The following is a 21,816-nucleotide window of genomic DNA, read 5'->3' as shown; positions in this document are numbered from 1 at the left end:
CCGAGTGAAATATGCAGGAGAATTGAGATCAGACCACAGCGCGATTTGCCCGGTCTGCGAAAATAGATCCAAATTGGCGTTCGCCAAAAATGGATATTCAATTATGAAATGCGCGGCATGTGGAAACCGCTCGGTCGCTGGTTTGTTTGGCAACGACCACGTTGCCTCAGTTTATGATGACAGCTATTTTTTCGGGGGCGGCGCTGGTTATTCCGACTACCTGAGTGAGGCTGAATTGCAGCGAGACCAAGGCCGGCGCTATGGGAAACTTTTATCCCGCCATTCAAAAACCGGCCGAATTCTTGAGGTCGGCAGCGCCGCAGGATTCCTTCAAGCTGGGCTGGAAGATACAGGCTGGGTGACCACAGGTCTGGACCCTAATCAGACAATGGTGTCTCACGCTCGGGAAACCCTTGGTCTAAACAGCTTGCTAGGCAGCCTCGAAGATCTTCAAGGGTTGGAACCCTTTGATGCCGTTAGCCTGATTCAAGTTATTGGGCACTTTCACGACTTGACGAAAGCCATGCAAACGGTTGCCGACTTGACGCGACCAGGTGGCATCTGCGTGGTAGAATATTGGCGTCTCGACAGCTGGATCGCGCGAGCGATGGGTAGGTACTGGCACGAATATTCACCACCCAGCGTCCTGCATTGGTTTTCGCGATCTGGGCTTGATACGCTGATGTACCGCCACTCGTTTTCTCCGGTCGAAAGCGGCAGGCCCAAGAAGTACATTTCCGCAGGACACGCCGCCTCACTGCTGGAGCATGTTCTCGGAAGCAAGATACCTGCCAAGCCATTGAGAATGCTGCGCCCCGACGCAAAAATCCGCTACCCTTCGCTCGATCTGGAATGGAGACTGTATCGCCGCGCCTAGAAGCTCGGAGATCAAAGAACAGGCGACGTGCATCGTGCAATTCAGTGGACGCTCTGACAGCTAAGAAACTTCCATCCCAGATGCGAATTGCCTCACGGTGACTTTCCCGAAAGTCAAAACATCTGCGAAGCATTTCATCGGAATTGTGGTGCCCAAGGAGAGACTCGAACTCTCACGCCCGTGAAGGCGGGGGATTTTGAATCCCCTGCGTCTACCATTCCGCCACTTGGGCCACGTTCATTGGATTATCGCTCATGAGCAGGAAGGTCCAGAGGCAAAAAACAACCTAGACCCAGATTGTTTTCACCGTGCAGGTTGACGCTGCATCTGGCCCGTGGTTTGGCTTAACCAACAGAATAACAGGATTTTAGCACCGAATGTTGCGATCGCTTTATGACTGGACCATCCGTCTGGCAGAACATCCGCACGCGCTGTGGGCGCTCGCTGTTGTAGCTTTCATCGAAAGCTCTTTTTTTCCGATTCCGCCTGACGTTCTCATGATTCCCATGATCCTCGCGCGGCCGTCACGCGCGTGGCTGATCGCAAGTGTCGCTTTGGTTGCCTCGGTACTGGGTGGGCTTTTGGGTTATGCCATCGGTGCGTTCTTCTATGAAAGCGTAGGCCAACCCATTCTTGAATCGATGGGCAAAGCGCACGCGATGGAAGAATTCAATACGCGCTTCAACGATTTTGGCTTCTGGGCCGTTCTCGGTGCGGGCGTCACCCCTTTCCCGTACAAGGTGATTACGATCATGTCCGGTTGGACCGGCATGCCTTTGGGTACGTTCATTGCGACCTCGATTCTGGCCCGGGCCTTGCGGTTCTTCGTCGTCGCGGGTCTGCTTTGGGGGTTCGGTGAACCAATCAGAGCCTTTATCGAAAAGCGTCTCGGGCTTATGTTCACCCTGTTCATCATCCTACTTTTCGGCGGTTTCCTTGTGGTGAGATACCTATGACGCGCAGAAGCTTACTTTTGCTGGTTGCAACCGGCGGATCCGTCGCCCTTTTGCTCGGAGCTTGGGGCTTTCAGCACATCGGAGGGATGCCGCCGTGCAAATTGTGCATTTGGCAGCGTTACCCGCATGGGGTGGCGATTCTAATTGGCGCTTTGGCTTTGGCTCTGCCGCGCAACACTTTGCTACCCGTGATCGGCGCACTTGCCGCGATGACGACTGCCGCAATCGGAGTCTTTCACGCAGGCGTCGAACAAAAGTGGTGGGAAGGTCCGTCAAGCTGCAGTTCGGGTGACATTGGTGGCCTGTCGACGCAAGAGCTGATGAACCAGATCATGTCAGCGCCTCTTGTACGCTGTGACGACATCCCGTGGGAGTTTCTTGGCCTGTCCATGGCTGGTTGGAACGCAGCTCTTTCGGCAGGTTTGGTTCTGGTCTGGCTCGCGGCGTGGCGCGCCAGCCGTTAAAACTCGTCCAGTTCTGCATCCCAGTACAGAAAATCGATCCAACTATCGTGCAGGTGGTTTGGAGGGAATTTCCGACCGATATTACGAAGCGCCTCGGCGTCCGGTTGGCGCGGTGGCTTGCGCAAATTCATCCCCGCCTGCCGCAACGACTTTGAGCCCTTCTTCAAGTTGCAGGGGCTGCACGCCGCCACAACGTTCTGCCAGCTTGTCACGCCCCCTGCCGCTCGGGGGACGACGTGGTCAAATGTCAGGTCCCCGCGCCCGCCACAATATTGGCACCGGAATTCATCCCTCAAAAATAAATTAAAGCGCGTGAAGGCCACGCGCTTTCTGGGTTTCACATAATCTTTGAGGACAACGACCGAGGGTATTCGGATCTCGGTACTTGGGCTTCTCACGACCTCGTCATATTCAGCGACGATGTCGACCCGGTCCAGCCAGGCCGCCTTGATCGCCTCCTGCCAGGGCCACAAAGACAGTGGGTAATAGGACAAGGGGCGGTAATCGGCGTTCAAAACCAATGCCGGATGATGCTTTAGCGCACCGGGTTCCCTGACAAATTCGGTCCTGAAATCTCCGTCCATATCAGAATCGCTCCTCGCTCTGCTCTGCCCATTTTTGACATCAGAGCGGGGAACACCCGCCCCGGCCTTAACTCAACTATATATCGTGTTAAAACTCTGACAAGCCCTGAGTATCCACAATATCTCGGGTATTGGGTAAGCTGCCTAAGTAACAGGCAAGTGACAGTTATCCACAGGTTGCCTTGCCTGTGTCGCTCGGGCTATGGCGTGAACCATGTCCTGGTTCATCCGCTTTAACAAACCTTTCGACGTGTTGCCGCAATTCACCGATCGCGCCAATGCGGATTCGCCGCGCAGTACCTTGTCGGATTTTATCGACCTACCCGGCGTTTATCCCGCAGGACGATTGGATCGCGATAGTGAGGGGCTCATGCTGCTGACCGACAATGGCCGTTTACAGGCACAAATATCCGACCCGCAGCACAAGATGCCAAAAACCTATTGGGTTCAGGTTGAAGGTCTGCCCGATGCAGCCGCGCTAAAGGCGTTGAGGGATGGGGTCGAACTGAAGGACGGCAGGACCCGCCCTGCCAAGGCGCGACTGATGGATGAGCCTGACGGGCTGTGGCCCCGCACGCCTCCGATCCGGGTGCGTCAAACGGTGCCTGATTGCTGGATTGAACTGACCCTGCGCGAGGGTAAAAACCGGCAGGTCCGCCGGATGACAGCCGCTGTTGGCCATCCGACCCTGCGCCTGATCCGTGCCCGCATCGGAGATTGGACGCTAGAGGGGCTGGAACCGGGCCAATGGGACAGCCTGCCTGCACCGGCAATCAGCTCCGCGCCCCAACGCAAACGGGATCGCCGCCCGCGCCGGTGACAAAAACCGCGTTTTGTGATAGACTTACGCCATGAAAGTCACACCAGACATACCAACCGCACAAGGTGTTCTGGAGGCCGCTCTTTACGTCGATGATCTGGATTCGGCAGAACGGTTCTATGGCGAGATTTTGGGGCTGGAGAAAATTCAACGCGTCACCGACCGCCACGTTTTCTACCGCCTGGGCGCATCGGTTTTGCTGATTTTCAACGCGGATGAAACCGAGAAACCGCCTATGAACCCGGACCTCCCTGTCCCGCCTCATGGCGCACGCGGGCCCGGGCATGTTTGCCTCTCTATGCCACGCGCCCAGATAAAGGTGATGCGTAAACATCTGCTGGACTGGAACGTGCCCATTGAGGCCGAGTTCGACTGGCCGAACGGCGCGCACTCACTCTATGTGCGCGACCCGGCTGGAAACTCGGTGGAATTCGCCGAACCTCACCTATGGGACTGAGTTCAGCGAAGGGGCTGCTTTTCACCCCCAACGATGCGGCAAATATTGCTGGAGACTACTCCCGCTTCGGCTAGCGCCGCCCGGAACGTGGCCATGTGAGGGGCAGAAAAATGCGCCTCAAGCGCGGCCTGACTTTCCCATTCCTCATACACGCGGAACCGGTTGGCATGGCCCAGGATTTGACTGAATTCGTAGGTGATGCAACCCACTTCCTTTACCGTTTCAGCCACCATCTCTTGCGCAGCTTTGGCTGCTTTTTCAACGCCTTCCGGCGCGACCTCAACCGTTCCCGTTACCACGAGCATTCCCACCTCCATCTGGGTTTAGTACCCTCTCAAAGTCCATTCCGCCCGGCCGATACGAACGGCCGGGGGAAAGGACATGGACAGCTTTTGCCGCCCCCGACACGCCGAAAAGACAGCGCCGCTCAAAGGCTCAGCTTGTCGCGCATGAAAGCCAACGCGACGCTGAGTCCGTCGGGCGCGATACCGTGCCCGGTGCCTTTCATGACATGGGCATAGACCTCTTTGAAATCGGCGGCCTGAAGCGCCTCGGCCGCTTCGGGCAAGGATTGCGGCGGGACCACATCATCCGCATCGCCATGAACAAGCAGGATGGGCATTCGGCTGACAGTTTCATCCGGCAGCAGGTCCGGCTCCAGCAGCCGCCCGGAAAAGGCGACAACCCCAGCCACAGGATCTTCGCGGCGTGGGGCGACATGCAAGCTCATCATCGTGCCTTGCGAAAAGCCGAACAGGACCACCTGTTCCGGCAAGACATCCTCATCGACCATCAGGGCGTCCAAGAAGGCATTGAAGTCTTCAAAGGCCATTTCCATACCACGACGCGCTTCTTCTTCGGACGAACCGTCGATCCAGGGAATCGGGAACCACTGGTAACCATTTGGCATCCCCGGAATTTGTTCCGGTGCGTCAGGGGACACAAACAGAGTGTCTGGCAGGTGCTCGCCCAGAACATCCGCTATTCCCAACAAGTCCGCGCCGTTGGCACCATAGCCGTGTACAAACACAACGACCGAGCGTGTATCGCCCGAAACCGGCTCTTTTCGGAGCGCATTCAAAACTCGTGTCATCTGATCCCTTCTCGTTCCTTTGCCACCCGGTAATAGGCCCACAGCACCCGAGCCGCAACCGACCGCCAGGGCGACCAAGCCTCGGCCATCTTTCGCAATTCCTTGTCCGTTGGGCGCTTTGGCAGGCCATAAAGAATACGCGCGGCCTCTTGCAAGGCCAGATCACCCGGCGCGATCACATCGGCCCGGCCCAGCGAAAACATGGCATAGATTTCGGCTGTCCAGACACCGATACCCGAAACCTCGGTTAAAATCGAGACCACATCTGCGTCAGGTAAATCACGTAACGCCTTGTAATCAATACGCGCCTCGGCCAGCGCGCGGGCATAGCGGATTTTCTGGCGGCTCAGCCCCGCAGCGCGCAAATCATCATCCGTCGCCCACATGATCTTGCGCGGACCGGTCAGCTTTGCGTCCTGTAAGCGTTTCCAAATCGCGTTGGCCGAGGCTACGCTGACCTGCTGGCTGACGATCGCGCTTAGCAGTTGCGCAAATCCGTCCGGGCGTCGGCGCAGCGGCAATGGGCCTGTCTGATCCATCGCATAGGCCATGCGCGGACACGCAGCGGCAAGCCACTCGGCCCCTTCGGTGACACAATCCGATGTTTCGATGATACGTCCGACGGACATGCGCACTCCGGGTCATTAAATCACGAGCACGTTAGGCTGCTTTGCCGCATATGCAACCCGCTTGTACGCTGCGCTTTTCGCGGATACGCATAGGCGCATGACAATGACCGCCGCCACTCCAAACGACAGCCGGGCCAAGCGAAACGTCGCCGTGCTGGTTGCCGCCCAAGCCTTGCTGGGTTCGCAGATGCCGATGATCTTTATCGTTGGCGGGCTGGCCGGGCAATCGCTGGCAACAAATGCGTGCCTTGCGACGCTGCCGATCTCGCTGATCGTGCTTGGGTCCATGCTCGCTGCAACGCCGATCTCGGCGATCATGCAACGTTGGGGACGGCGCGCAGGGTTTCTTGTTGGCGCGACAGCCGGTGCTTGCGGCGGGTTGGTCGGCGCATATGGCCTGTACCTCGGGTCATTCCCGGTGTTTTTGGTGGGCAGTCTTCTCACCGGCATCTACATGAGCGCTCATGGGTTTTACCGCTTTGCCGCGGCAGACACGGCCTCTGAAGAATTCCGACCCAAGGCGATTTCGTATGTGATGGCCGGTGGCTTGGCAGCGGCGATTATCGGCCCCCAGATCGTCAAGCTCACTTCTACAGCGTACGTCGTTCCTTTTCTGGGCACCTATCTGGCGGTGATTGCTGTAAATATTGTTGGCTCGGCGCTTTTCTTCTTTCTGGATATCCCCACTCCACCCAAGGCCGAGGAAGGCGTACCCAAGGGTCGAACCCGCCTTGAGATGTTGAAAACCCCGCGCATCGCAGTCGCGATCATTTGCGCGATGGTGTCTTATGCCCTGATGAACCTTGTAATGACCTCGACGCCTCTGGCGGTCGTTGGTTGCGGTTACACGGCCAATGATGCGGCCGATGTTGTAACGGGTCACGTTCTGGCCATGTATATCCCCAGCTTTTTTACCGGCCAGCTTATCGCGCGATTTGGGGTCGAAAAGATTGTCGCGCTCGGCTTGGCTATTCTGGCTGGTGCAGGCGTTGTCGCCTTGCAGGGTGTCGAGCTTGAGAACTTCTTCGTTGCCCTGATCCTATTGGGCATCGGCTGGAACTTTGGGTTTATCGGCGCCACAACCATGCTGGCCGCTTCTCACGATGTGAATGAGCGTGGTCGCATGCAGGGTCTCAATGACCTTCTGGTATTCGGAGGCGTAACGCTTGCTTCCTTGTCCTCGGGCGGACTGATGAACTGCTCGGGCGGATCACCGGTCGAGGGGTGGACAGCGGTCAACCTGGCCATGATCCCACTGCTTACACTGGCTGGCGGCGCGCTGCTATGGCTGGTCTTGAAGCCGGCGGAACCTGAAAGAGCCTGAGCCGCCTACCAGCGGCCACTGGCTGCGGTCCACATCAACGACAACCGTCTCCGAACCTCTCCCTGCGACAGGGCACCGGCGGCCACCCGGTCGGGCCTTGCAACAGCACGACGCAAAACCCACTCTGCCTGCCAACCGGCATAAAGCGCGGGTCGGGCCTGTTCGGAAATGGTCGCACGGGCTGAACGGGCGCGCGCGATACGGTCCAGTCCTTTCTGCGCCAACGCCCGAACGCCATCAGGCGTGCCGTCCAACAACGGAATACGCCCGCGCGCCTCTAGATCCGGGATCGCCCGCAGCCAGTTCGCGACCCCTAAGCCGTAGCCAAAGTCGCGCAACACCTGCTCATCTGCTGACCCCAGTGCCTGCGCAGATGCAACAATCAACGATCCGGCACTGTGATTGAGGTAGGATTCAAAATGCGCTGCATCTTCAAAAGGATCACGGTATATATCCCAACGCCTTACAGAGATATATTCATCCAAAACCCCCGCCAGATGAGGGGAAAGCACGCGTGACAGCGGCGTGACCACCTCGTGCCTGCGCACTGGTTGCCCTTCTGCGATCTCCTGCAGCGCGTCGCGCCACCACTGAAGGCGCATTTCGGCAATCATCGGCTCGTGGGTGACCCAAGGCGCACGGGCAACTTCTACGTTCATTGCATAAATTGGGAACAGCACCGCGCGCGCCTCGACCGGCGCGGCCATAGCCGCAATGAACCTGTCGGGATCAGCCCGATGCACCAAAGCAGCGCACGCCTTAACGTCGTCGTCGAACTGGACCGTCACTCGGCCACCGCTGCCTGCGAGCCGCAATCGCGCACAAGTTTCCACTGAATCGCATCCAAAAGCGCTTCAAAGGATGCGTCTACTATGTTCGCACTGACGCCAACAGTGGACCAGCGCCGCCCCTGCCCGTCCTCGCTGTCGATGATAACGCGGGTGACCGCCTCGGTCCCGCCTTGTGTAATACGCACCTTGAAGTCCACCAAATGCATATCATCCAAAATGCGTGAATAGCGGCCAAGGTCTTTTGCTAGCGCCTTGGCAAGGGCATTCACTGGGCCGCGATCGCTGCCGTCATCGTCAAGGGACTCACTGACCGACAGCTTCTTTTCACCATCGACTTTTACGACCACAACCGCTTCGGACAAGCTGACCATCTTGTTGTACTTGTTTTTCCGCCGTTCGACGGTGACTTTGTATCGCTTCACCTCAAAGAACTCGGGCAGTTGGCCCAGCTCCTCGCGCGCCAGAAGTTCAAAACTCGCCTGCGCCGTGTCGTAGGAATATCCATCCGCCTCGCGCAGCTTGATCCGATCAAGAATTCGCCCCAACGCCGGGTCACCGGCTTCGACGGTCAGGCCAGCCTCGGTCAGACGCTTCCTCAGATTCGATTGCCCCGCCTGGTTCGACATCGGGATAATCCGAGCGTTCCCGACAGCTGCCGGGTCGACATGCTCGTAAGTGGACGGATCTTTCAGGATCGCGCTGGCGTGCAACCCCGCCTTGTGCGCAAAGGCCGATGCCCCCACATAGGCCGACTGCTTGCTTGGCACGCGGTTCAGAATGTCGTCCAGCATCCGGCTGACACGGGTCAGACCAGCCAAAGCATGCGTGCTGACGCCAATCTCGAACTGAGATGCATACGGTTCCTTCAGCAGCAAAGTCGGGATCAGCGCGGTCAAGTTGGCGTTCCCGCATCGCTCTCCCAAACCGTTCAGCGTTCCTTGAATCTGCCGCGCACCCGCGTCCACTGCAGCAAGGGAACAGGCCACAGCGTTTTCAGTATCGTTGTGAGTGTGAATACCAAGGCTGTCTCCGGGAAGACCCGCCGCGATGACCTTTGAAACGATCCGCGACACTTCGGACGGCAACGCGCCGCCGTTTGTATCGCACAACACGACCCACCGCGCTCCGGCGTCCAGCGCCGCTCGGCACACTTCGACCGCATACTCAGGATTGTCCTTGTAGCCATCAAAGAAATGCTCGGCATCGAAAAGCGCCTCACGCCCTTGCCCCACGATATGCGCGACCGAGGCGCGGACATTCTCGAGATTCTCCTCAAGCGAGATGCCCAGAGCGTGCGTGACGTGATAGTCATGCGATTTGCCGACCAGACAAACCGCTTGCGTGCCTGCATTCATGACCGCGGCCAGCACGTCATCATTCTCGGCCGATCGCCCCGACCGCTTGGTCATTCCAAATGCGGTCAGTTGAGCAGTCGTCTTTGGGGCAGTGTCAAAAAAAGCACTATCGGTCGGGTTGGCCCCGGGCCAACCACCTTCGATATAGTCCACTCCCAATTCATCCAGAGCTTTGGCGATCTGTACCTTTTCCGCGGTCGAAAACTGCACGCCTTGCGTCTGTTGCCCATCTCGTAGGGTCGTGTCGTATAGGTACAACCGTTCCTTGGACATCACACGCCCTCCAACTTGGCGGCATCGAAACCTGCACCAGGGACAAGCTCGACCCCCTGCTTGCTCATACGCACTTCAAGACCTGCGGCGATATAAGCTGCCTTGAGACGATCGACCTCCGCAAAATCCTTGCTCTGCATTGCAACTGTCCGCGCTTCTGCCAATCGGTCTGCATGTGCCGCGAGATCAATGGAAGCAGTGTCTGCCCACGCGCCCATTTCCGGCGTCAAAAGCCCCAACAGCCGGGCGCTGGCCAACAGCCCAGCCGCGTCTCCGTCCGAGGCCAACCGGTAGAGTTCTGCAAGCGCACTCGCAGTGTTCAGATCATCACTCAGCGCTGCGATCACCGAGGGTGCCGCGCTGTCGGCGGGCTCGATGCCCGCAGTCAGCGCCCGCCACTTGCGCAGCGTTGCCTCGGCCTCGTGCGCTTTCTTCTCGGTCCAGTCCATCGGCTTGCGATAGTGGGTCTGAAGGAACACGAACCGGATCACTTCGCCCGGCACTCCCTGTTCCAGCAAGTCATGAACCGTGAAGAAATTGCCCAATGACTTGGACATCTTCTTGCCCTCGACCTGCAGCATCTCATTGTGCAGCCAGACCCGCGCGAACTCGCCCTCGGGATGGGCGCAGCAACTTTGCGCGATCTCATTTTCATGATGCGGGAACATCAGGTCATTGCCGCCGCCGTGGATATCAAAGCTCTCACCCAGCAATTCGTAACTCATGGCCGAGCACTCGATATGCCAACCTGGGCGCCCACGCCCCCAAGGAGAGTCCCAGCCCGGCAGCTCGTCAGTGGAAGGCTTCCACAACACAAAGTCCATCGGGTTCTTCTTGTACGGGGCAACCTCGACCCGCGCACCCGCGATCATATCGTCGACCGAACGCCCTGACAGCGCACCATAGCGTTCCTTCCAGCTGTCGACAGCAAACAGAACGTGCCCTTCAGCAGCATAGGCATGCCCCTTGTCGATCAGCCCTTCGATCATCGCAATCATCTGCGCGATATACTGGGTTGCGCGCGGCATTTCGTTCGGTTCAAGCGCACCCAAAGCGCCCATGTCATGAAGATACCAGCCTATCGTCTCGTCCGAGCGTTCCTGCACCAACTGCTCTAACGTACCTTGCGCGCCTGCCTTTTGTCGCGCCAGAGCAGTCGCGTTGATCTTGTCATCAACGTCAGTGAAATTCCGCACATAGGTCACGTGATCCACGCCGTAAGTGTGCCGCAGCAACCGGTAGAGCACATCGAACACCACCACGGGCCGCGCATTGCCTAGATGGGCGCGGTCATAAACCGTTGGGCCGCAGACATACATCCGCACATTGTCGGCACTGATCGGAATGAAATCTTCTTTCGTCCGCGTCCGGGTATTGTGCAGTTTAATCGTCGTCATCGGTCGGCTCCTAAAGGCAGCATAGCTCGTCGCGTTGGCGCGGGCTTAGCAACTTGTCTCAGGGATGAAAACGAAAGAAACCGGCCCGCTTGATAAATCAGCAGGAAATGCAGCAAATAATGATGCAGGTCATCCGGTTCATAGGCCCGTGACTACCATGCAGATGCCAATTCGCCAAGCCCCTGTGTCCCAGTTGGTATTCGATTGACAATCGAAAAATCCTCTGGCCCTGTCAGCCCAAAAGACCAACGGGAGCGCGCCATGCAACTTTCACAGCGTATCACTCACCTGACCGGAGATGGCGGTGATGGATGGGATGTGTTCTATCGCGCGCGCCGAATGCTCAGCGAGGGCCACGCCATTACCGAGCTGACGATCGGTGAGCATGATATCCTCACCCACCCAACGATACTGGACGAAATGGACAGGTCAGCGCGTGAAGGTCACACCGGGTACGCAATGGTTCCGGGCACGGATCTGCTCCGTGATACCGTGGCCGCCCGCGTTCAGGCGCAGACAGGCGTCCCCACCACACGCAACAACGTCCTGATCACCCCCGGCGGCCAGGCGGCTTTGTTCGCTGCTCATGTGGCTGTCTGCGATCCCGGAGATGTTGGGCTTTTTCTGGATCCCTATTATGCCACCTATCCCGGCACGATCAGGGCTGCTGGTGCGATCGCGCGGCCTGTACAAACCACTGCCAGCAAAGCCTTTCAACCCAGCGCCGAACAGATCGACAGTGCTGCTGATGGCGCGGTATCGCTGCTGATCAATACCCCGAACAACCCGACCGGAGTCGTCTATTCCCCGCAAACCCTAGAGGGCATCGCCGCTGTTTGCCGACAGCGCGATCTGTGGCTGATTTCGGATGAAGTTTACGACACACAGGTTTGGGAAGGCAGGCATATCTCTCCTCGCGCCCTGCCTGACATGGCCGAGCGGACGCTGGTTGTCGGCTCGATGTCCAAGTCCCACGCGATGACGGGTTCCCGCTGCGGCTGGGTGATCGGCCCGGAAGACGTTATCGCTCATCTGATTAATCTGGCCACGCACACAACTTACGGAGTTCCCGGGTTCATACAGGATGCTGCCAACTTTGCCCTGACTGCAGGCCGCAGCCTTGAAGACGAAATCGCTGCGCCATTTCAAAGACGCCGCGCACTTGCGATCGAAATTCTCGAAGCGCAAAACACCGTAGGACTGGTTCCGGCGCAGGGTGCCATGTACCTGATGCTGGATATTCGAGCCACGGGCCTGAACGGTGAGGGCTTTGCCAATGCCCTTCTGGACACGCACGCAATCGCGATCATGCCGGGCGAGAGCTTTGGGGAGGCCGCAGCCGGACATATTCGCGTGGCCATGACAATCGACGATGACCGTTTTGCCTCGGCACTGGGGACAATTTGCGAATTCGCCGCGCAGTTGGCAGATCGCCGCGCGACTGAGTAGCCTCTCTCAGAACCGAAAAGTCGTCCGCAGGTTAAACACGTTGGAATCCAGCCCCCCTTCGGACTGGGTCACGTCGTCAAAGTTCTGGCGCAATGCCTCACCGCTGATGACAAAATTCTCACCGATCGGATACGCGACGCCGATGCCGTAGACAGCAGCCGTATCGTTTTCAACTGTCGAATCCACTCGGGCCGCACCAACCACGACATATCCCAAGGCGGGTCCAAAATCGTAGCCGCCGCGCAGTTTCAACCGTGTCATACTATCCAAACTGCCTTCACCCTGACCAAGGTTCAGCGACAGTCGGTTATACTCCAGTTCGCCGCCAAGAACGAAGTTTCCGAAGTCGTGGTCGTAACCTACAAGAGGCCCAAAACTGGTATCATTGCCGCTTGCGCCGTTCGGTCCGTCCGCGTCTGTGTAACCGAAACTGAACCCGGCATACGCCCCACTCCAGTCCTCAGCATCTGCCGAGGCAGCACTGGTCACGACAAACGCGACGATCAGGACGAAAAGGGCTTTCATATATTTCACCAAAAACCTTTCAACAAAGTCTTCGAGTACTCAGATCACGTTGACATAAAACTGGTCCGCAAAGGTTAATTTTCAATTGAAATCACGAACCGGTGTTAAATAAGTGACAGAAGTATAACAGATTTCCCAAAATTCGGTAGAAATACTTGGGTCCGGCACGTGGTGTTTTTCTGACCAGACCAAGATTACTTCGCATTTAAACCGGCAGGTCGCAAACAGGACAGAATGTTGTGGCCCGCATTGAAAGACTGGCATGCACAAGGTGAGGACCTGCATGCAAAGTGACGTTTGGAAGATCTGTCTGGTCAGCCGCACGATAGGCGCGGACCGTGGACGCGCGGCCCGAGGGCGCCCGGTCGGGGTGTGAACCCACGTACCCTTTCACGTCTCACCTACCGGAATTTCAACATGAACGATCAATCCCGAAATACCTCGCGCAGTGGCGGACGTGCCGCGCGCCGTGCCGCCCGTGCCTCTGCCCTACCGGATCATTTGCGCCCCATACGTCCGGGGCTTGAGGGTGGAACCTATAAACCGCTGACCCAAACTCAGGTCGAACAAATCCACGAGGCTGCGCTGACTGCCTTGGAAACGATTGGCTTGGCAGACGCCCCGCAAAGCGGGATTGACTATCTGGTCGGCGCAGGCTGTACCTTGGGCGAGGATGGCCGCATACGGTTCCCCCGGGCGCTGGTTGAAGACACCATCGCAAACGCAAACCGATCGGTTACCCTGCGCAGTCGTGACGGCAATACCGATCTGAATCTTTCGGGCACTCGGGTTCACTACGGTACAGCCGGGGCTGCGGTCAGCATGGTGGATGTGCACGGGCGCGAATATCGCGACTCGACCGTACAGGACCTGCACGACGCCGCGCGGATTTGCCAACAACTGGATAATATCCATTTTGTTCAACGCCCTATGGTGTGTCGTGATATCCCTGACAACCTCGAAATGGACCTGAACACGATCTACGCCGCCTGTTCGGGCACGTTCAAACATATCGGCACCTCGTTCACCGAACCTTCGCATGTCGCGCCTGCGGTCGAGATGCTGCACATGATTGCAGGCGGAGAGGACAAGTGGCGCGAACGCCCGTTCGTCTCGAACTCGAACTGCTTTGTGGTGCCGCCGATGAAATTCGCGACCGAAAGCTGCGAAGTTATGGAAGAATGCATCAAGGCAGGCATGCCCGTTCTTCTACTTTCCGCAGGAATGGCCGGAGCGACTGCACCTTCGACCATCGCAGGAGCGATCACGCAAGCAACGGCGGAATGTCTTGCGGGATTGGTTTACGTAAACGCCGTAAGCGCCGGTGCGCCAGCTGTTTTTGGTACTTGGCCGTTCGGTTTGGACCTACGCACTGGGGCCATGTCCATCGGGTCGGGTGAACAGGCCCTTCTGACCGCTGGCTGCGCCCAGATGCACCAGTTCTATGACCTTCCCGGCGGGGCCGCAGCCGGGGCTTCAGATTCAAAACTCCCTGATATGCAGGCGGGATGGGAGCAAATGTGCTCGAACGTCATGGCCGGACTGTCCGGGGTTAACATGGTTTACGAAGCAGCCGGGATGCACGCCTCCCTTCTGGGATTCTGCTTTGAAAGCCTGATCTTGGGGGACGATCTTATCGGGCAGGCTCAGCGCTGTATCCGTGGGATTGAGGTGAACGAGGAAACGTTGGCTCTGGATCAGATCGCCGAGGTTTGCATGGGCGGACCCGGCCACTATCTGGGAACCGACGCAACCCTTAGCCGAATGCAGGCGGACTATGTCTATCCGACCTTTGGCGACCGGACATCACCCAAAGAATGGGCCGAGCTGGGCAAGCCAGACTTGATCGACAAGGCAACCGCGCGGAAAGAGGAAATCCTGTCCATGCCGTCACCAGCCCGGTTTGATCCACTGCTTGACGCCCAGATCCGCGCAGGGTTCAACATTCACCTTCCCGCGTAACCGCACAAAAAGGGTAAAAAAAGGGGGCCGAGGCCCCCTTTAGTTTCGCTTTCCAGGCTCATGTCGTTGACCGCCCGGTGATTTTTTTGCCTGCGGCCTGGACTGCGCATGGGACGAGCGCACCCGTCCCGTGAAAGAGTGGGAAAGAGCAATATTCCGCCCCACCCTGTTCCCGGTCGACACGGGCATGTCGACCGAGTGGAAAAAGGCAGCTTAGGTAAGTCTCAGTGCCTTTCTCCGTATTCGTCGGGACCGGATATCCGGGGGGAAGATCACGGTCCCTACGCCCCATTGCCGAGGCGCTTGCCTTAGCTACACCCGCTTGTTGCCCCGCAGGTGTTGCATTTCATGCAGGTGCCGTTGCGCACCAACGTGTAATTTCCGCACTCGCCGCAAGGATCGCCCTCATAGCCCTGCATCTTGGCTTTGGTGCGAGCGTCCATACTGGTTGCCACTGCGGTTTCTGCGACCGGGGCCTCAAACGTGGCCGCGCTTTCGGCCATGCCATTCACCTCGGGCTGACCACCATTGAACACGACCAAGTCTTGTGGCAACCGCTTGCGCAGATATCCGGTCGAGCTGATTTGTTTTAGCACTTCCAGTGACTTGGAAGCCGCAGTTTCAGTGACCTCCGAGACGTTCGAGACACCTTCTTCCTCGCCGCGGCCCAGATCGTCGAAAGTTGCGCCTTCGGGCTTCACATGGGCCAGATCGGTGCGGTCCAGATAGCTGACGGCCAGTTCGCGGAAGATGTAATCAAGGATCGACGTCGCGTTCTTGATCGAGTCGTTGCCTTGCACCATCCCTGCCGGTTCAAACTTGGTGAAGGTAAAGGCGTCCACGAACTCCTCCAGCGGTACACCGTATTGCAGGCCGACCGACACAGCGATGGCAAAGTTGTTCATCATCGCCCGGAAGCCAGCGCCTTCCTTGTGCATATCGATGAAGATTTCACCCAACTGTCCGTCTTCAAACTCACCGGTCCGCAGGTAAACCTTGTGCCCACCAACGATCGCTTTCTGGGTGTACCCTTTGCGTCGATGCGGCAGCTTTTCGCGATGGCTGCGGATGACTTCCTTGACGACCACCTTCTCAATGACCTTTTCGGCCAGAATGGTGGCTTTTTCCTGCGGCGAGCCGCTTTCCAGAATTTCGGCCGCCTCGTCGTCATCCTCGACCAGCGCCGCCGCCAGAGGTTGCGACAGTTTCGAGCCATCGCGATACAGCGCGTTGGCCTTCACACCCAGCGACCACGACAGTTCGTAAGCCTTCTGGCAATCCTCGATGGTCGCGTCATTCGGCATGTTGATCGTTTTGCTGATCGCACCCGAGATAAAGCTCTGGGCTGCCGCCATCATGGTGATGTGGCTATCAACCCCAAGGAAACGCTTGCCTTTCTTGCCGCACGGGTTGGCGCAGTCGAAGATGGAATAGTGTTCTTCCTTCAGATGCGGCGCGCCTTCCAGCGTCATGGTTCCGCAGACGTGGTCATTGGCTGCGTCAATATCGGCCTTGGTGAACCCAAGATGGCGCAGCAGGTCGAAGGTCGGGTCATTCAGCTTGGTCGCCGGGATACCCAGAACGCCCGTGCAGAAATCCTCGCCCAGCGTCCACTGGTTGAAGACAAACCGGATGTCGAAGGCGCTTTCCAGCGCGGCATCCACCTTGGCCAGCTCATTCGGGCCAAAGCCATGACCAGTCAGCGAAGTGTGGTTGATCCCCGGCGCGTTACCGATGGTGCCGTGGCCAACCGCATAACCCACGATCTCTTCGATCTGAGACGAGGAATAGCCCAGCTTTTCCAGCGCCGACGGCACAGAGCGGTTGATGATCTTGAAGTAACCGCCACCGGCCAGCTTCTTGAACTTGACCAGAGCAAAGTCCGGCTCGATCCCCGTGGTGTCGCAATCCATCACCAGACCGATGGTGCCGGTCGGCGCGATCACGGTGGCCTGCGCGTTGCGGTAACCGTTCTTTTCGCCGAGGCTCAGCGCCTCATCCCAAGCGGACATGGCCAGATCAACCAGACGCTTGTCCGGGCAGTTGCCGTGGTCCAGAGGCACCGGCTTCACCGCCAGTTTCTCATAACCTTCGGTCACACCCTGCGACGCGCGGCGGTGGTTGCGGATGACGCGCAGCATGTGATCTGCATTCCGCTCATAGCCTTTGAACGGACCCAACTCTCCGGCGATCTCGGCTGAGGTCGCATAGGCGACACCGGTCATGATCGCGGTCAGCGCACCACAGATCGCCCGGCCTTCGTCCGAGTCATAACTGTAGCCCATATTCATCAGCAGACCGCCGATATTGGCATAACCCAGACCCAGCGTGCGGAAGTCATAAGAAAGCTGCGCGATTTCCTTCGACGGGAACTGCGCCATGGTCACCGAGATTTCCAGCGTCAGGGTCCACAGACGCGACGCGTGCATGTAATCCGCCGCCTGGAACTCACCATCCTTGAGGAAGGTCAGCAGGTTCATCGACGCCAAGTTACAGGCCGTGTCGTCCAGGAACATGTACTCCGAGCACGGGTTCGAGCCGCGAATCTCGCCGTCTTCGGGGCATGTATGCCATTCGTTCACTGTATCATGGAACTGGATGCCCGGATCGGCACAGGCCCAAGCTGCATGGCCAACCTTTTCCCAAAGATCGCGCGCCTTGACGGTCTTGGCGACCTTGCCATCGGTGCGGTTGATAAGCTGCCAATCGGCATCTTTTTCAACGGCGGTCAGGAACGTGTTGGTCACGCGGATCGAGTTATTCGAGTTCTGGCCCGAGACCGAGCTGTAGGCTTCCGAATCCCAGTCCGTGTCGTAGGTCGGGAATTCGATACTGTCGTGGCCCTGTTTGGCGTAATCCAGCACGCGCTTGATATAAGTCTCTGGGATCGCAACCTTTTTAGCCTCGCGAACCGCTTTCTTCAGGCTTTCATTCTTATTGGGATCATACGCATCATCCTGCGCACCGTCCCAGCTGCGGATGGCCTCGAAAATGCCGTTCAGCATCTTCTCGTGCATCTTCGATCCGGCAACGATCGAGGCCACCTTCTGCTCTTCGATCACCTTCCATTCGATGAATTGCTCGATGTCCGGGTGATCTGCATCGACGATCACCATCTTTGCTGCTCGACGGGTTGTCCCGCCTGATTTGATCGCGCCAGCGGCGCGGTCGCCGATCTTGAGAAAGCCCATAAGACCCGAGGACTTGCCGCCACCCGACAGCGCTTCGCCCTCTGCACGCAGATGGCTGAAGTTGGTCCCGGTGCCCGAGCCGTATTTGAACAGGCGCGCCTCGCGCACCCAAAGATCCATAATGCCGCCTTCGTTCACCAGATCATCATCGACGGACTGGATGAAGCACGCGTGCGGCTGCGGATGTTCGTAAGCGGATTTCGATTTGGTCAGCTTGCCGGTTTTGTAATCGACATAGTGGTGCCCCTGCGCGGGACCGTCGATACCATAGGCCCAGTGCAGGCCGGTGTTGAACCACTGCGGCGAGTTCGGCGCGGCGCGCTGGGTCGCCAGCATATAGCGCATCTCGTCAAAGTATGAGCGCGCGTCTTCCTCGGTCGTGAAATAGCCGCCCTTCCAGCCCCAATAGGCCCAGGCACCGGCCAGACGATCGAACACTTGCTTGGAAGACGTCTCTCCGTCGAATTCCGCGCCATCGGCAGGCACCGAGCGCCACAGGAATTCGGGAACGTCTTTCTCTTTGACCTTTTTCAGCTTGGACGGAACACCCGCCTTGCGGAAATACTTCTGCGCGATGACGTCGCTTGCGACCTGGCTCCAGCTTGCTGGAACTTCAATATTGTCCAACCGGAAGACGATGGTCCCATCCGGGTTCCGAATCTCAGAAGTGGCCGACACGAAGTCCAGATCTGCGTAAGCATCCTGTCCCGATTTGGTGAATTTTCTGTCAATCTTCATGTCCGCCGCCCTAGATTCAATCACTTGTTCATTTGGCATCAGGTCCAGAACATTGGACCCTCGACCTTGCCCGAAATTTAGGGCGCAATAGCCCGGGCGCTGTCTTCGACAACGCAAACCCGTCCTAACGGTTGCACGTTAGTATGATGTGCTTTCCGACCCTCGCCCTGTGCCATACTTTGGCTTTACCACCAGATTTAGTGGCACCACCTTCGGCCCATACAATCTGGCGTATTCACCCATAGAAGGTCAACGTCATTTTTCAGTCATTTTTGAAATCTTTTTTGTTGACCCGCTGTCAATAAACGCCCCGCGAGGCGCTGCGCATGATTCCTCCACAGTTTCATCCACGGCGCCCGGTCTTTTCAGCAGCCCGGGGTCAGAACAATTAACTGTGTTTGCGCACGCGGTTATCAGCAATTGATAATCCTGCGCTAAGGTAACTAAGCTGAAGCAGAATCAAAACCGGACCGATGCAGCAAGCAGAAGCGGTCACAATATGCGGTGTGATGGAAATGGAGTGCCGAATCTGATGTTGTCGCTTCGCTTGTTTCCAGTGCTGCTGTTAATAGTGGCCTGCACACCACAAGATGTACCCCGCCCCACACGCAGTGCCCAATTCCAAAGCTACCCTCAACGTTTGTTCGATACCTTTGAAATCGGGTGTGACGGCCCCGGAGAGGAATTTAGCCGCGTGGGGAATCGGGTTTTTGAATGCTCTGAACTTCTACCGCCAGACACGACCGCCTATTTGATTCTCAACTACGACGGCTATCCTCAAGACCTCCCCAAAAGCGTCATGCGACTGACATCAACTAAGAACACCACAGGCTATCGCGTTGATGCCGATTTGTACTTTAGCGTTCCGCAACGAACCGGACCGTCCGTCAAAGTGCCTGTGGAAAGCCAAACACTGGATAAAGCGCTGTCCGCGCTCTACCAGGCAATGGGTGGATCACCAGCATTGTAAGAAGAAGTGGTCGGGGCGGCAGGATTCGAACCTACGACCCCCTGTACCCAAAACAGGTGCGCTACCAGACTGCGCCACGCCCCGGACCGTGCGCCTTCCTAACGATGCCTTTCTGATTTGAAAAGCCCTAACAGGGCCAAATTGCAGGCCCGTGCGAAAAAACTTCGTGCTGCATCAGAGTTCCCGGTGTGATCAGGTAGCGGTCAGCAAGGCCAGCGTTGATTTCCAGCACGGCATACACCGAATCTCCGCCTCCAATCGGTGTGAGATCGCCGGGTACTGCGTGGCTGTGAACGTGAATCACTGTGCCGACTCGGTCCAAAAATATCATGTCGAGCGGAATCAGCGTGTTCTTCATCCAGAACGCAACTCGTTGAGGTGGGTCGAATACAAACAACATGCCCGACCGCGGCGGAAGTGATTCCCGAAACATCAGCCCGCGCGACCGTTCTTTCGGTGTCACTGCCAGTTCGACTTCAAAACTGACCTGCGACTTGTCATTTCGCAGATTTACGCGATCCGCTCTGCACGCCGCCAACGCCCCTTCGGTCCAAAGCATAGTCAAAATCGCAAGAACCGTAAGAACTCTGATCATGTCGGATTAGTCGTCCAGCGCCGCTTCCCAGGCGAGCACCTGCGCCGCCATGCGTCCACGCTTGCCGTCGATCACACGCATCGCCAACGCTTCGCCCGGCTGCAGATCTGCCAGCCCGGATCGGCGAAGAACCTCGATATGCAGGAATACGTCTTCGCCTCGACCAAAGACATTGGCAAACCCAAAGCCCTTGCCCTTGTCGAACCACTTGACGCGCGCCGCTTCAAGCGGAGCCTGCGCGATAACGACAGGGTCCAGCTCTGCAAAATCCGCAAGCATCATCGTGTCTGTACGTACCGGAGGATCAACGCTGATCACCTCAACCGCCTGCACGCCACGATCTGTGCGGTGGGTCATAATCTCGATGCCTGCGCCATCGGCCACAGAGCTTTGGCCAAAATTACGCAAAACATTCACGTGCAGCAGAATGTCCGGGCCGCCATCGTCAGACACAACGAATCCATACCCCTTTGCGGGGTCGAACCATTTTACGTGTCCACGAACGCGGTACATGCTGTTCAAATCTTCTGGCACGGTGTTTCCATCGAGAGTTTTAGCACTTCGTTAAGGGTCCGATGTGTATGGGAATGACCCACAATTTCAAGCCGAAAAAATCCTTTATTTTCAGCGTTTTGCATTTCTCGGCACGCGAACGTCATGGATTCAACCTTTGTATTTGCCAAGACGAACCTGCGCGCTCTCGCCGCCATTGAAACCGGTCGTGCAGTCGAAACGCTCCGTCGGCCCAAAACTCGATCTCGGTCGGCTCCAACCGATACCCACCCCAGAACGGCGGACGCGGAGGATTCGGCCCCATTTTCGCCGTTACCTTGGCAACCTCGGCCATCAGGGCCGAGCGGCTGCTGAGAGGCTGAGATTGTTTTGACGCCCAAGCTCCCAACCGGCTTTTCAAAGAGCGAGACGCATAATATTCATCGGCTTGCGGCCCACTTTCCCGAGTTATTGTACCACGAACTCGAATTTGACGCCGCAAAGATTTCCAATGCATCACAAAAGCGGCTTTGCCGGCGCTATCAAGTTCGGCAGCTTTCGCACTTTCGTAGTTGGTGTAGAAAACAAATGCGTTCTGCTCGATCTCTTTCAGCAGAACCATCCGCACATTGGGCAAACCATCAACGTCCACGGTCGCCAGGGCAATCGCGTTGGGATCATTCGGTTCACTGTCCCTGGCCTCTTCCAGCCACCGCGCCGCGATAATAAACGGATCGGCTCCGGCGAAAATGCCGTCTCTTTCGCTCATTTCCATCCCCTGGAAACTATTGTGGTCCACAGTAGGGCGAGAACCCGCCACGGGCAAGAGCACACGGCCTTGATGCAACGCATCCAATGGCATAAACCATCCCAA

General features: G+C 57.4%; 21 protein-coding genes and 2 tRNA genes. 9 read left to right on the top strand and 14 right to left on the bottom strand.

Going from position 1 to position 21,816, the window contains the following annotated elements:
* Positions 1 to 4: 4 nt before the first annotated feature.
* The gene (locus tag ACR0KS_RS08690; RefSeq protein ID WP_480693169.1) at positions 5 to 877 is read left to right on the top strand and encodes a class I SAM-dependent methyltransferase; all 873 of its coding nucleotides are present in this window, start codon (positions 5 to 7) and stop codon (positions 875 to 877) included.
* 146 nt (positions 878 to 1,023) lie between these two features.
* Here ACR0KS_RS08690 and ACR0KS_RS08685 read toward each other — a convergent pair.
* Positions 1,024 to 1,109: transfer RNA gene (locus tag ACR0KS_RS08685), tRNA-Leu, on the bottom strand.
* A gap of 145 nt (positions 1,110 to 1,254) precedes the next feature.
* Between ACR0KS_RS08685 and ACR0KS_RS08680 the strand changes: the two genes are divergently transcribed.
* Positions 1,255 to 1,833 carry a YqaA family protein gene (locus ACR0KS_RS08680; RefSeq protein ID WP_170383232.1) on the top strand — a complete coding sequence of 193 codons (579 nt, stop codon included), beginning with the start codon at positions 1,255 to 1,257 and terminating at the stop codon, positions 1,831 to 1,833.
* Positions 1,830 to 2,297 (top strand): disulfide bond formation protein B, encoded by a 468-nt coding sequence (locus ACR0KS_RS08675; protein ID WP_170566881.1) that lies wholly within the window; start codon positions 1,830 to 1,832, stop codon positions 2,295 to 2,297. Before ACR0KS_RS08680 ends, ACR0KS_RS08675 begins: the two co-directional genes overlap by 4 nt.
* Here the strand turns inward: ACR0KS_RS08675 and ACR0KS_RS08670 are convergent.
* Positions 2,294 to 2,881: an HNH endonuclease gene (locus tag ACR0KS_RS08670; protein ID WP_170383227.1), complete on the bottom strand. Its 588-nt coding sequence runs from the start codon at positions 2,879 to 2,881 to the stop codon at positions 2,294 to 2,296. The two genes, ACR0KS_RS08675 and ACR0KS_RS08670, sit on opposite strands and share 4 nt — an antisense overlap.
* A gap of 214 nt (positions 2,882 to 3,095) precedes the next feature.
* On the opposite strand from ACR0KS_RS08670, the gene ACR0KS_RS08665 reads away from it, so the two are divergent.
* Together ACR0KS_RS08665 and ACR0KS_RS08660 are read left to right on the top strand one after the other, a co-directional pair.
* Positions 3,096 to 3,701, top strand: coding sequence for a pseudouridine synthase (locus ACR0KS_RS08665; protein ID WP_170566883.1), 606 nt, complete (start codon positions 3,096 to 3,098; stop codon positions 3,699 to 3,701).
* A 31-nt stretch (positions 3,702 to 3,732) separates the two neighbouring features.
* A complete protein-coding gene (locus tag ACR0KS_RS08660) occupies positions 3,733 to 4,158 on the top strand; it encodes a VOC family protein (RefSeq protein ID WP_170566885.1) in 426 nt (141 codons plus the stop codon).
* A gap of 2 nt (positions 4,159 to 4,160) precedes the next feature.
* Here ACR0KS_RS08660 and ACR0KS_RS08655 read toward each other — a convergent pair whose 3' ends face one another.
* The 3 genes from ACR0KS_RS08655 to ACR0KS_RS08645 all read right to left on the bottom strand — a co-directional run bounded on the left by ACR0KS_RS08655 (position 4,161) and on the right by ACR0KS_RS08645 (position 5,880).
* A complete protein-coding gene (locus ACR0KS_RS08655) occupies positions 4,161 to 4,463 on the bottom strand; it encodes a putative quinol monooxygenase (RefSeq protein ID WP_170566888.1) in 303 nt (100 codons plus the stop codon).
* Between the two features lie 122 nt (positions 4,464 to 4,585).
* Positions 4,586 to 5,251, bottom strand: a complete 666-nt coding sequence (locus ACR0KS_RS08650) for an alpha/beta fold hydrolase (protein WP_170383219.1) — start codon at positions 5,249 to 5,251, stop codon at positions 4,586 to 4,588.
* Positions 5,248 to 5,880 (bottom strand): DNA-3-methyladenine glycosylase 2 family protein, encoded by a 633-nt coding sequence (locus ACR0KS_RS08645; RefSeq protein WP_170566890.1) that lies wholly within the window; start codon positions 5,878 to 5,880, stop codon positions 5,248 to 5,250. Before ACR0KS_RS08645 ends, ACR0KS_RS08650 begins: the two co-directional genes overlap by 4 nt.
* A 97-nt stretch (positions 5,881 to 5,977) precedes the next feature.
* Here ACR0KS_RS08645 and ACR0KS_RS08640 point away from each other — a divergent pair, with 97 nt between their 5' ends.
* Positions 5,978 to 7,204 carry an MFS transporter gene (locus tag ACR0KS_RS08640; RefSeq protein WP_170413233.1) on the top strand — a complete coding sequence of 409 codons (1,227 nt, stop codon included), beginning with the start codon at positions 5,978 to 5,980 and terminating at the stop codon, positions 7,202 to 7,204.
* A gap of 5 nt (positions 7,205 to 7,209) precedes the next feature.
* On the opposite strand, the gene ACR0KS_RS08635 is transcribed toward ACR0KS_RS08640, so the two are convergent.
* The 3 genes from ACR0KS_RS08635 to cysS are packed head-to-tail and all read right to left on the bottom strand — an operon-like array spanning position 7,210 to position 11,020.
* Positions 7,210 to 7,992: a squalene/phytoene synthase family protein gene (locus ACR0KS_RS08635; protein WP_170566892.1), complete on the bottom strand. Its 783-nt coding sequence runs from the start codon at positions 7,990 to 7,992 to the stop codon at positions 7,210 to 7,212.
* A complete protein-coding gene (gene cimA / locus ACR0KS_RS08630) occupies positions 7,989 to 9,623 on the bottom strand; it encodes a citramalate synthase (protein ID WP_170566894.1) in 1,635 nt (544 codons plus the stop codon). Before cimA ends, ACR0KS_RS08635 begins: the two co-directional genes overlap by 4 nt.
* Positions 9,623 to 11,020 (bottom strand): cysteine--tRNA ligase, encoded by a 1,398-nt coding sequence (gene cysS / locus ACR0KS_RS08625; RefSeq protein ID WP_170566896.1) that lies wholly within the window; start codon positions 11,018 to 11,020, stop codon positions 9,623 to 9,625. Before cysS ends, cimA begins: the two co-directional genes overlap by 1 nt.
* A 261-nt stretch (positions 11,021 to 11,281) precedes the next feature.
* Between cysS and ACR0KS_RS08620 the strand changes: the two genes are divergently transcribed.
* On the top strand, positions 11,282 to 12,469 hold the full coding sequence (locus tag ACR0KS_RS08620) for a pyridoxal phosphate-dependent aminotransferase (RefSeq protein ID WP_170566898.1): 1,188 nt from the start codon (positions 11,282 to 11,284) through the stop codon (positions 12,467 to 12,469).
* A gap of 6 nt (positions 12,470 to 12,475) precedes the next feature.
* Here ACR0KS_RS08620 and ACR0KS_RS08615 read toward each other — a convergent pair whose 3' ends face one another.
* Positions 12,476 to 12,994 (bottom strand): outer membrane beta-barrel protein, encoded by a 519-nt coding sequence (locus ACR0KS_RS08615; protein WP_170566900.1) that lies wholly within the window; start codon positions 12,992 to 12,994, stop codon positions 12,476 to 12,478.
* Between the two features lie 417 nt (positions 12,995 to 13,411).
* Between ACR0KS_RS08615 and ACR0KS_RS08610 the strand changes: the two genes are divergently transcribed.
* Positions 13,412 to 14,956: a trimethylamine methyltransferase family protein gene (locus tag ACR0KS_RS08610; protein WP_170566902.1), complete on the top strand. Its 1,545-nt coding sequence runs from the start codon at positions 13,412 to 13,414 to the stop codon at positions 14,954 to 14,956.
* Positions 14,957 to 15,264: 308 nt separating this feature from the next.
* On the opposite strand, the gene ACR0KS_RS08605 is transcribed toward ACR0KS_RS08610, so the two are convergent.
* Positions 15,265 to 18,885, bottom strand: coding sequence for a vitamin B12-dependent ribonucleotide reductase (locus tag ACR0KS_RS08605; RefSeq protein ID WP_170566904.1), 3,621 nt, complete (start codon positions 18,883 to 18,885; stop codon positions 15,265 to 15,267).
* Between the two features lie 520 nt (positions 18,886 to 19,405).
* On the opposite strand from ACR0KS_RS08605, the gene ACR0KS_RS08600 reads away from it, so the two are divergent.
* Positions 19,406 to 19,855, top strand: a complete 450-nt coding sequence (locus ACR0KS_RS08600) for a hypothetical protein (protein WP_480693168.1) — start codon at positions 19,406 to 19,408, stop codon at positions 19,853 to 19,855.
* A gap of 7 nt (positions 19,856 to 19,862) precedes the next feature.
* Here the strand turns inward: ACR0KS_RS08600 and ACR0KS_RS08595 are convergent.
* From ACR0KS_RS08595 to pdxH, 4 genes are all read right to left on the bottom strand, one after another.
* Positions 19,863 to 19,939 (bottom strand) — tRNA-Pro (locus tag ACR0KS_RS08595).
* Positions 19,940 to 19,982: 43 nt separating this feature from the next.
* Entirely contained in the window at positions 19,983 to 20,450 is a 468-nt protein-coding gene (locus tag ACR0KS_RS08590; RefSeq protein WP_170566906.1) for a DUF192 domain-containing protein, read from the bottom strand.
* 6 nt (positions 20,451 to 20,456) lie between these two features.
* The gene (locus ACR0KS_RS08585; RefSeq protein WP_170383197.1) at positions 20,457 to 20,984 is read right to left on the bottom strand and encodes a cold shock domain-containing protein; all 528 of its coding nucleotides are present in this window, start codon (positions 20,982 to 20,984) and stop codon (positions 20,457 to 20,459) included.
* Between the two features lie 121 nt (positions 20,985 to 21,105).
* The gene (gene pdxH, locus ACR0KS_RS08580) at positions 21,106 to 21,711 is read right to left on the bottom strand and encodes a pyridoxamine 5'-phosphate oxidase (RefSeq protein ID WP_170481833.1); all 606 of its coding nucleotides are present in this window, start codon (positions 21,709 to 21,711) and stop codon (positions 21,106 to 21,108) included.
* Between the last annotated feature and the right edge of the window lie 105 nt (positions 21,712 to 21,816).

The organism is Ruegeria sp. BC7, from assembly GCF_056539165.1.
Note: the sequence above shows the minus strand (reverse complement) of the source record. Positions and strands in the feature narration are given on the sequence as shown.

Bases quoted from the DNA above. Each gene is read 5' to 3' on its own strand.
- ACR0KS_RS08680 (WP_170383232.1), top strand. From the start codon at position 1,255: ATGTTGCGATCGCTTTATGACTGGACCATCCGTCTGGCAGAACATCCG.
- ACR0KS_RS08675 (WP_170566881.1), top strand. From the start codon at position 1,830: ATGACGCGCAGAAGCTTACTTTTGCTGGTTGCAACCGGCGGATCCGTC.
- ACR0KS_RS08670 (WP_170383227.1), bottom strand. From the start codon at position 2,881: ATGGACGGAGATTTCAGGACCGAATTTGTCAGGGAACCCGGTGCGCTA.
- ACR0KS_RS08665 (WP_170566883.1), top strand. From the start codon at position 3,096: ATGTCCTGGTTCATCCGCTTTAACAAACCTTTCGACGTGTTGCCGCAA.
- ACR0KS_RS08660 (WP_170566885.1), top strand. From the start codon at position 3,733: ATGAAAGTCACACCAGACATACCAACCGCACAAGGTGTTCTGGAGGCC.
- ACR0KS_RS08655 (WP_170566888.1), bottom strand. From the start codon at position 4,463: ATGCTCGTGGTAACGGGAACGGTTGAGGTCGCGCCGGAAGGCGTTGAA.
- ACR0KS_RS08650 (WP_170383219.1), bottom strand. From the start codon at position 5,251: ATGACACGAGTTTTGAATGCGCTCCGAAAAGAGCCGGTTTCGGGCGAT.
- ACR0KS_RS08645 (WP_170566890.1), bottom strand. From the start codon at position 5,880: ATGTCCGTCGGACGTATCATCGAAACATCGGATTGTGTCACCGAAGGG.
- ACR0KS_RS08640 (WP_170413233.1), top strand. From the start codon at position 5,978: ATGACAATGACCGCCGCCACTCCAAACGACAGCCGGGCCAAGCGAAAC.
- cimA (WP_170566894.1), bottom strand. From the start codon at position 9,623: ATGTCCAAGGAACGGTTGTACCTATACGACACGACCCTACGAGATGGG.
- cysS (WP_170566896.1), bottom strand. From the start codon at position 11,020: ATGACGACGATTAAACTGCACAATACCCGGACGCGGACGAAAGAAGAT.
- ACR0KS_RS08620 (WP_170566898.1), top strand. From the start codon at position 11,282: ATGCAACTTTCACAGCGTATCACTCACCTGACCGGAGATGGCGGTGAT.
- ACR0KS_RS08615 (WP_170566900.1), bottom strand. From the start codon at position 12,994: ATGAAAGCCCTTTTCGTCCTGATCGTCGCGTTTGTCGTGACCAGTGCT.
- ACR0KS_RS08610 (WP_170566902.1), top strand. From the start codon at position 13,412: ATGAACGATCAATCCCGAAATACCTCGCGCAGTGGCGGACGTGCCGCG.
- ACR0KS_RS08605 (WP_170566904.1), bottom strand. From the start codon at position 18,885: ATGAAGATTGACAGAAAATTCACCAAATCGGGACAGGATGCTTACGCA.
- ACR0KS_RS08590 (WP_170566906.1), bottom strand. From the start codon at position 20,450: ATGATCAGAGTTCTTACGGTTCTTGCGATTTTGACTATGCTTTGGACC.
- pdxH (WP_170481833.1), bottom strand. From the start codon at position 21,711: ATGAGCGAAAGAGACGGCATTTTCGCCGGAGCCGATCCGTTTATTATC.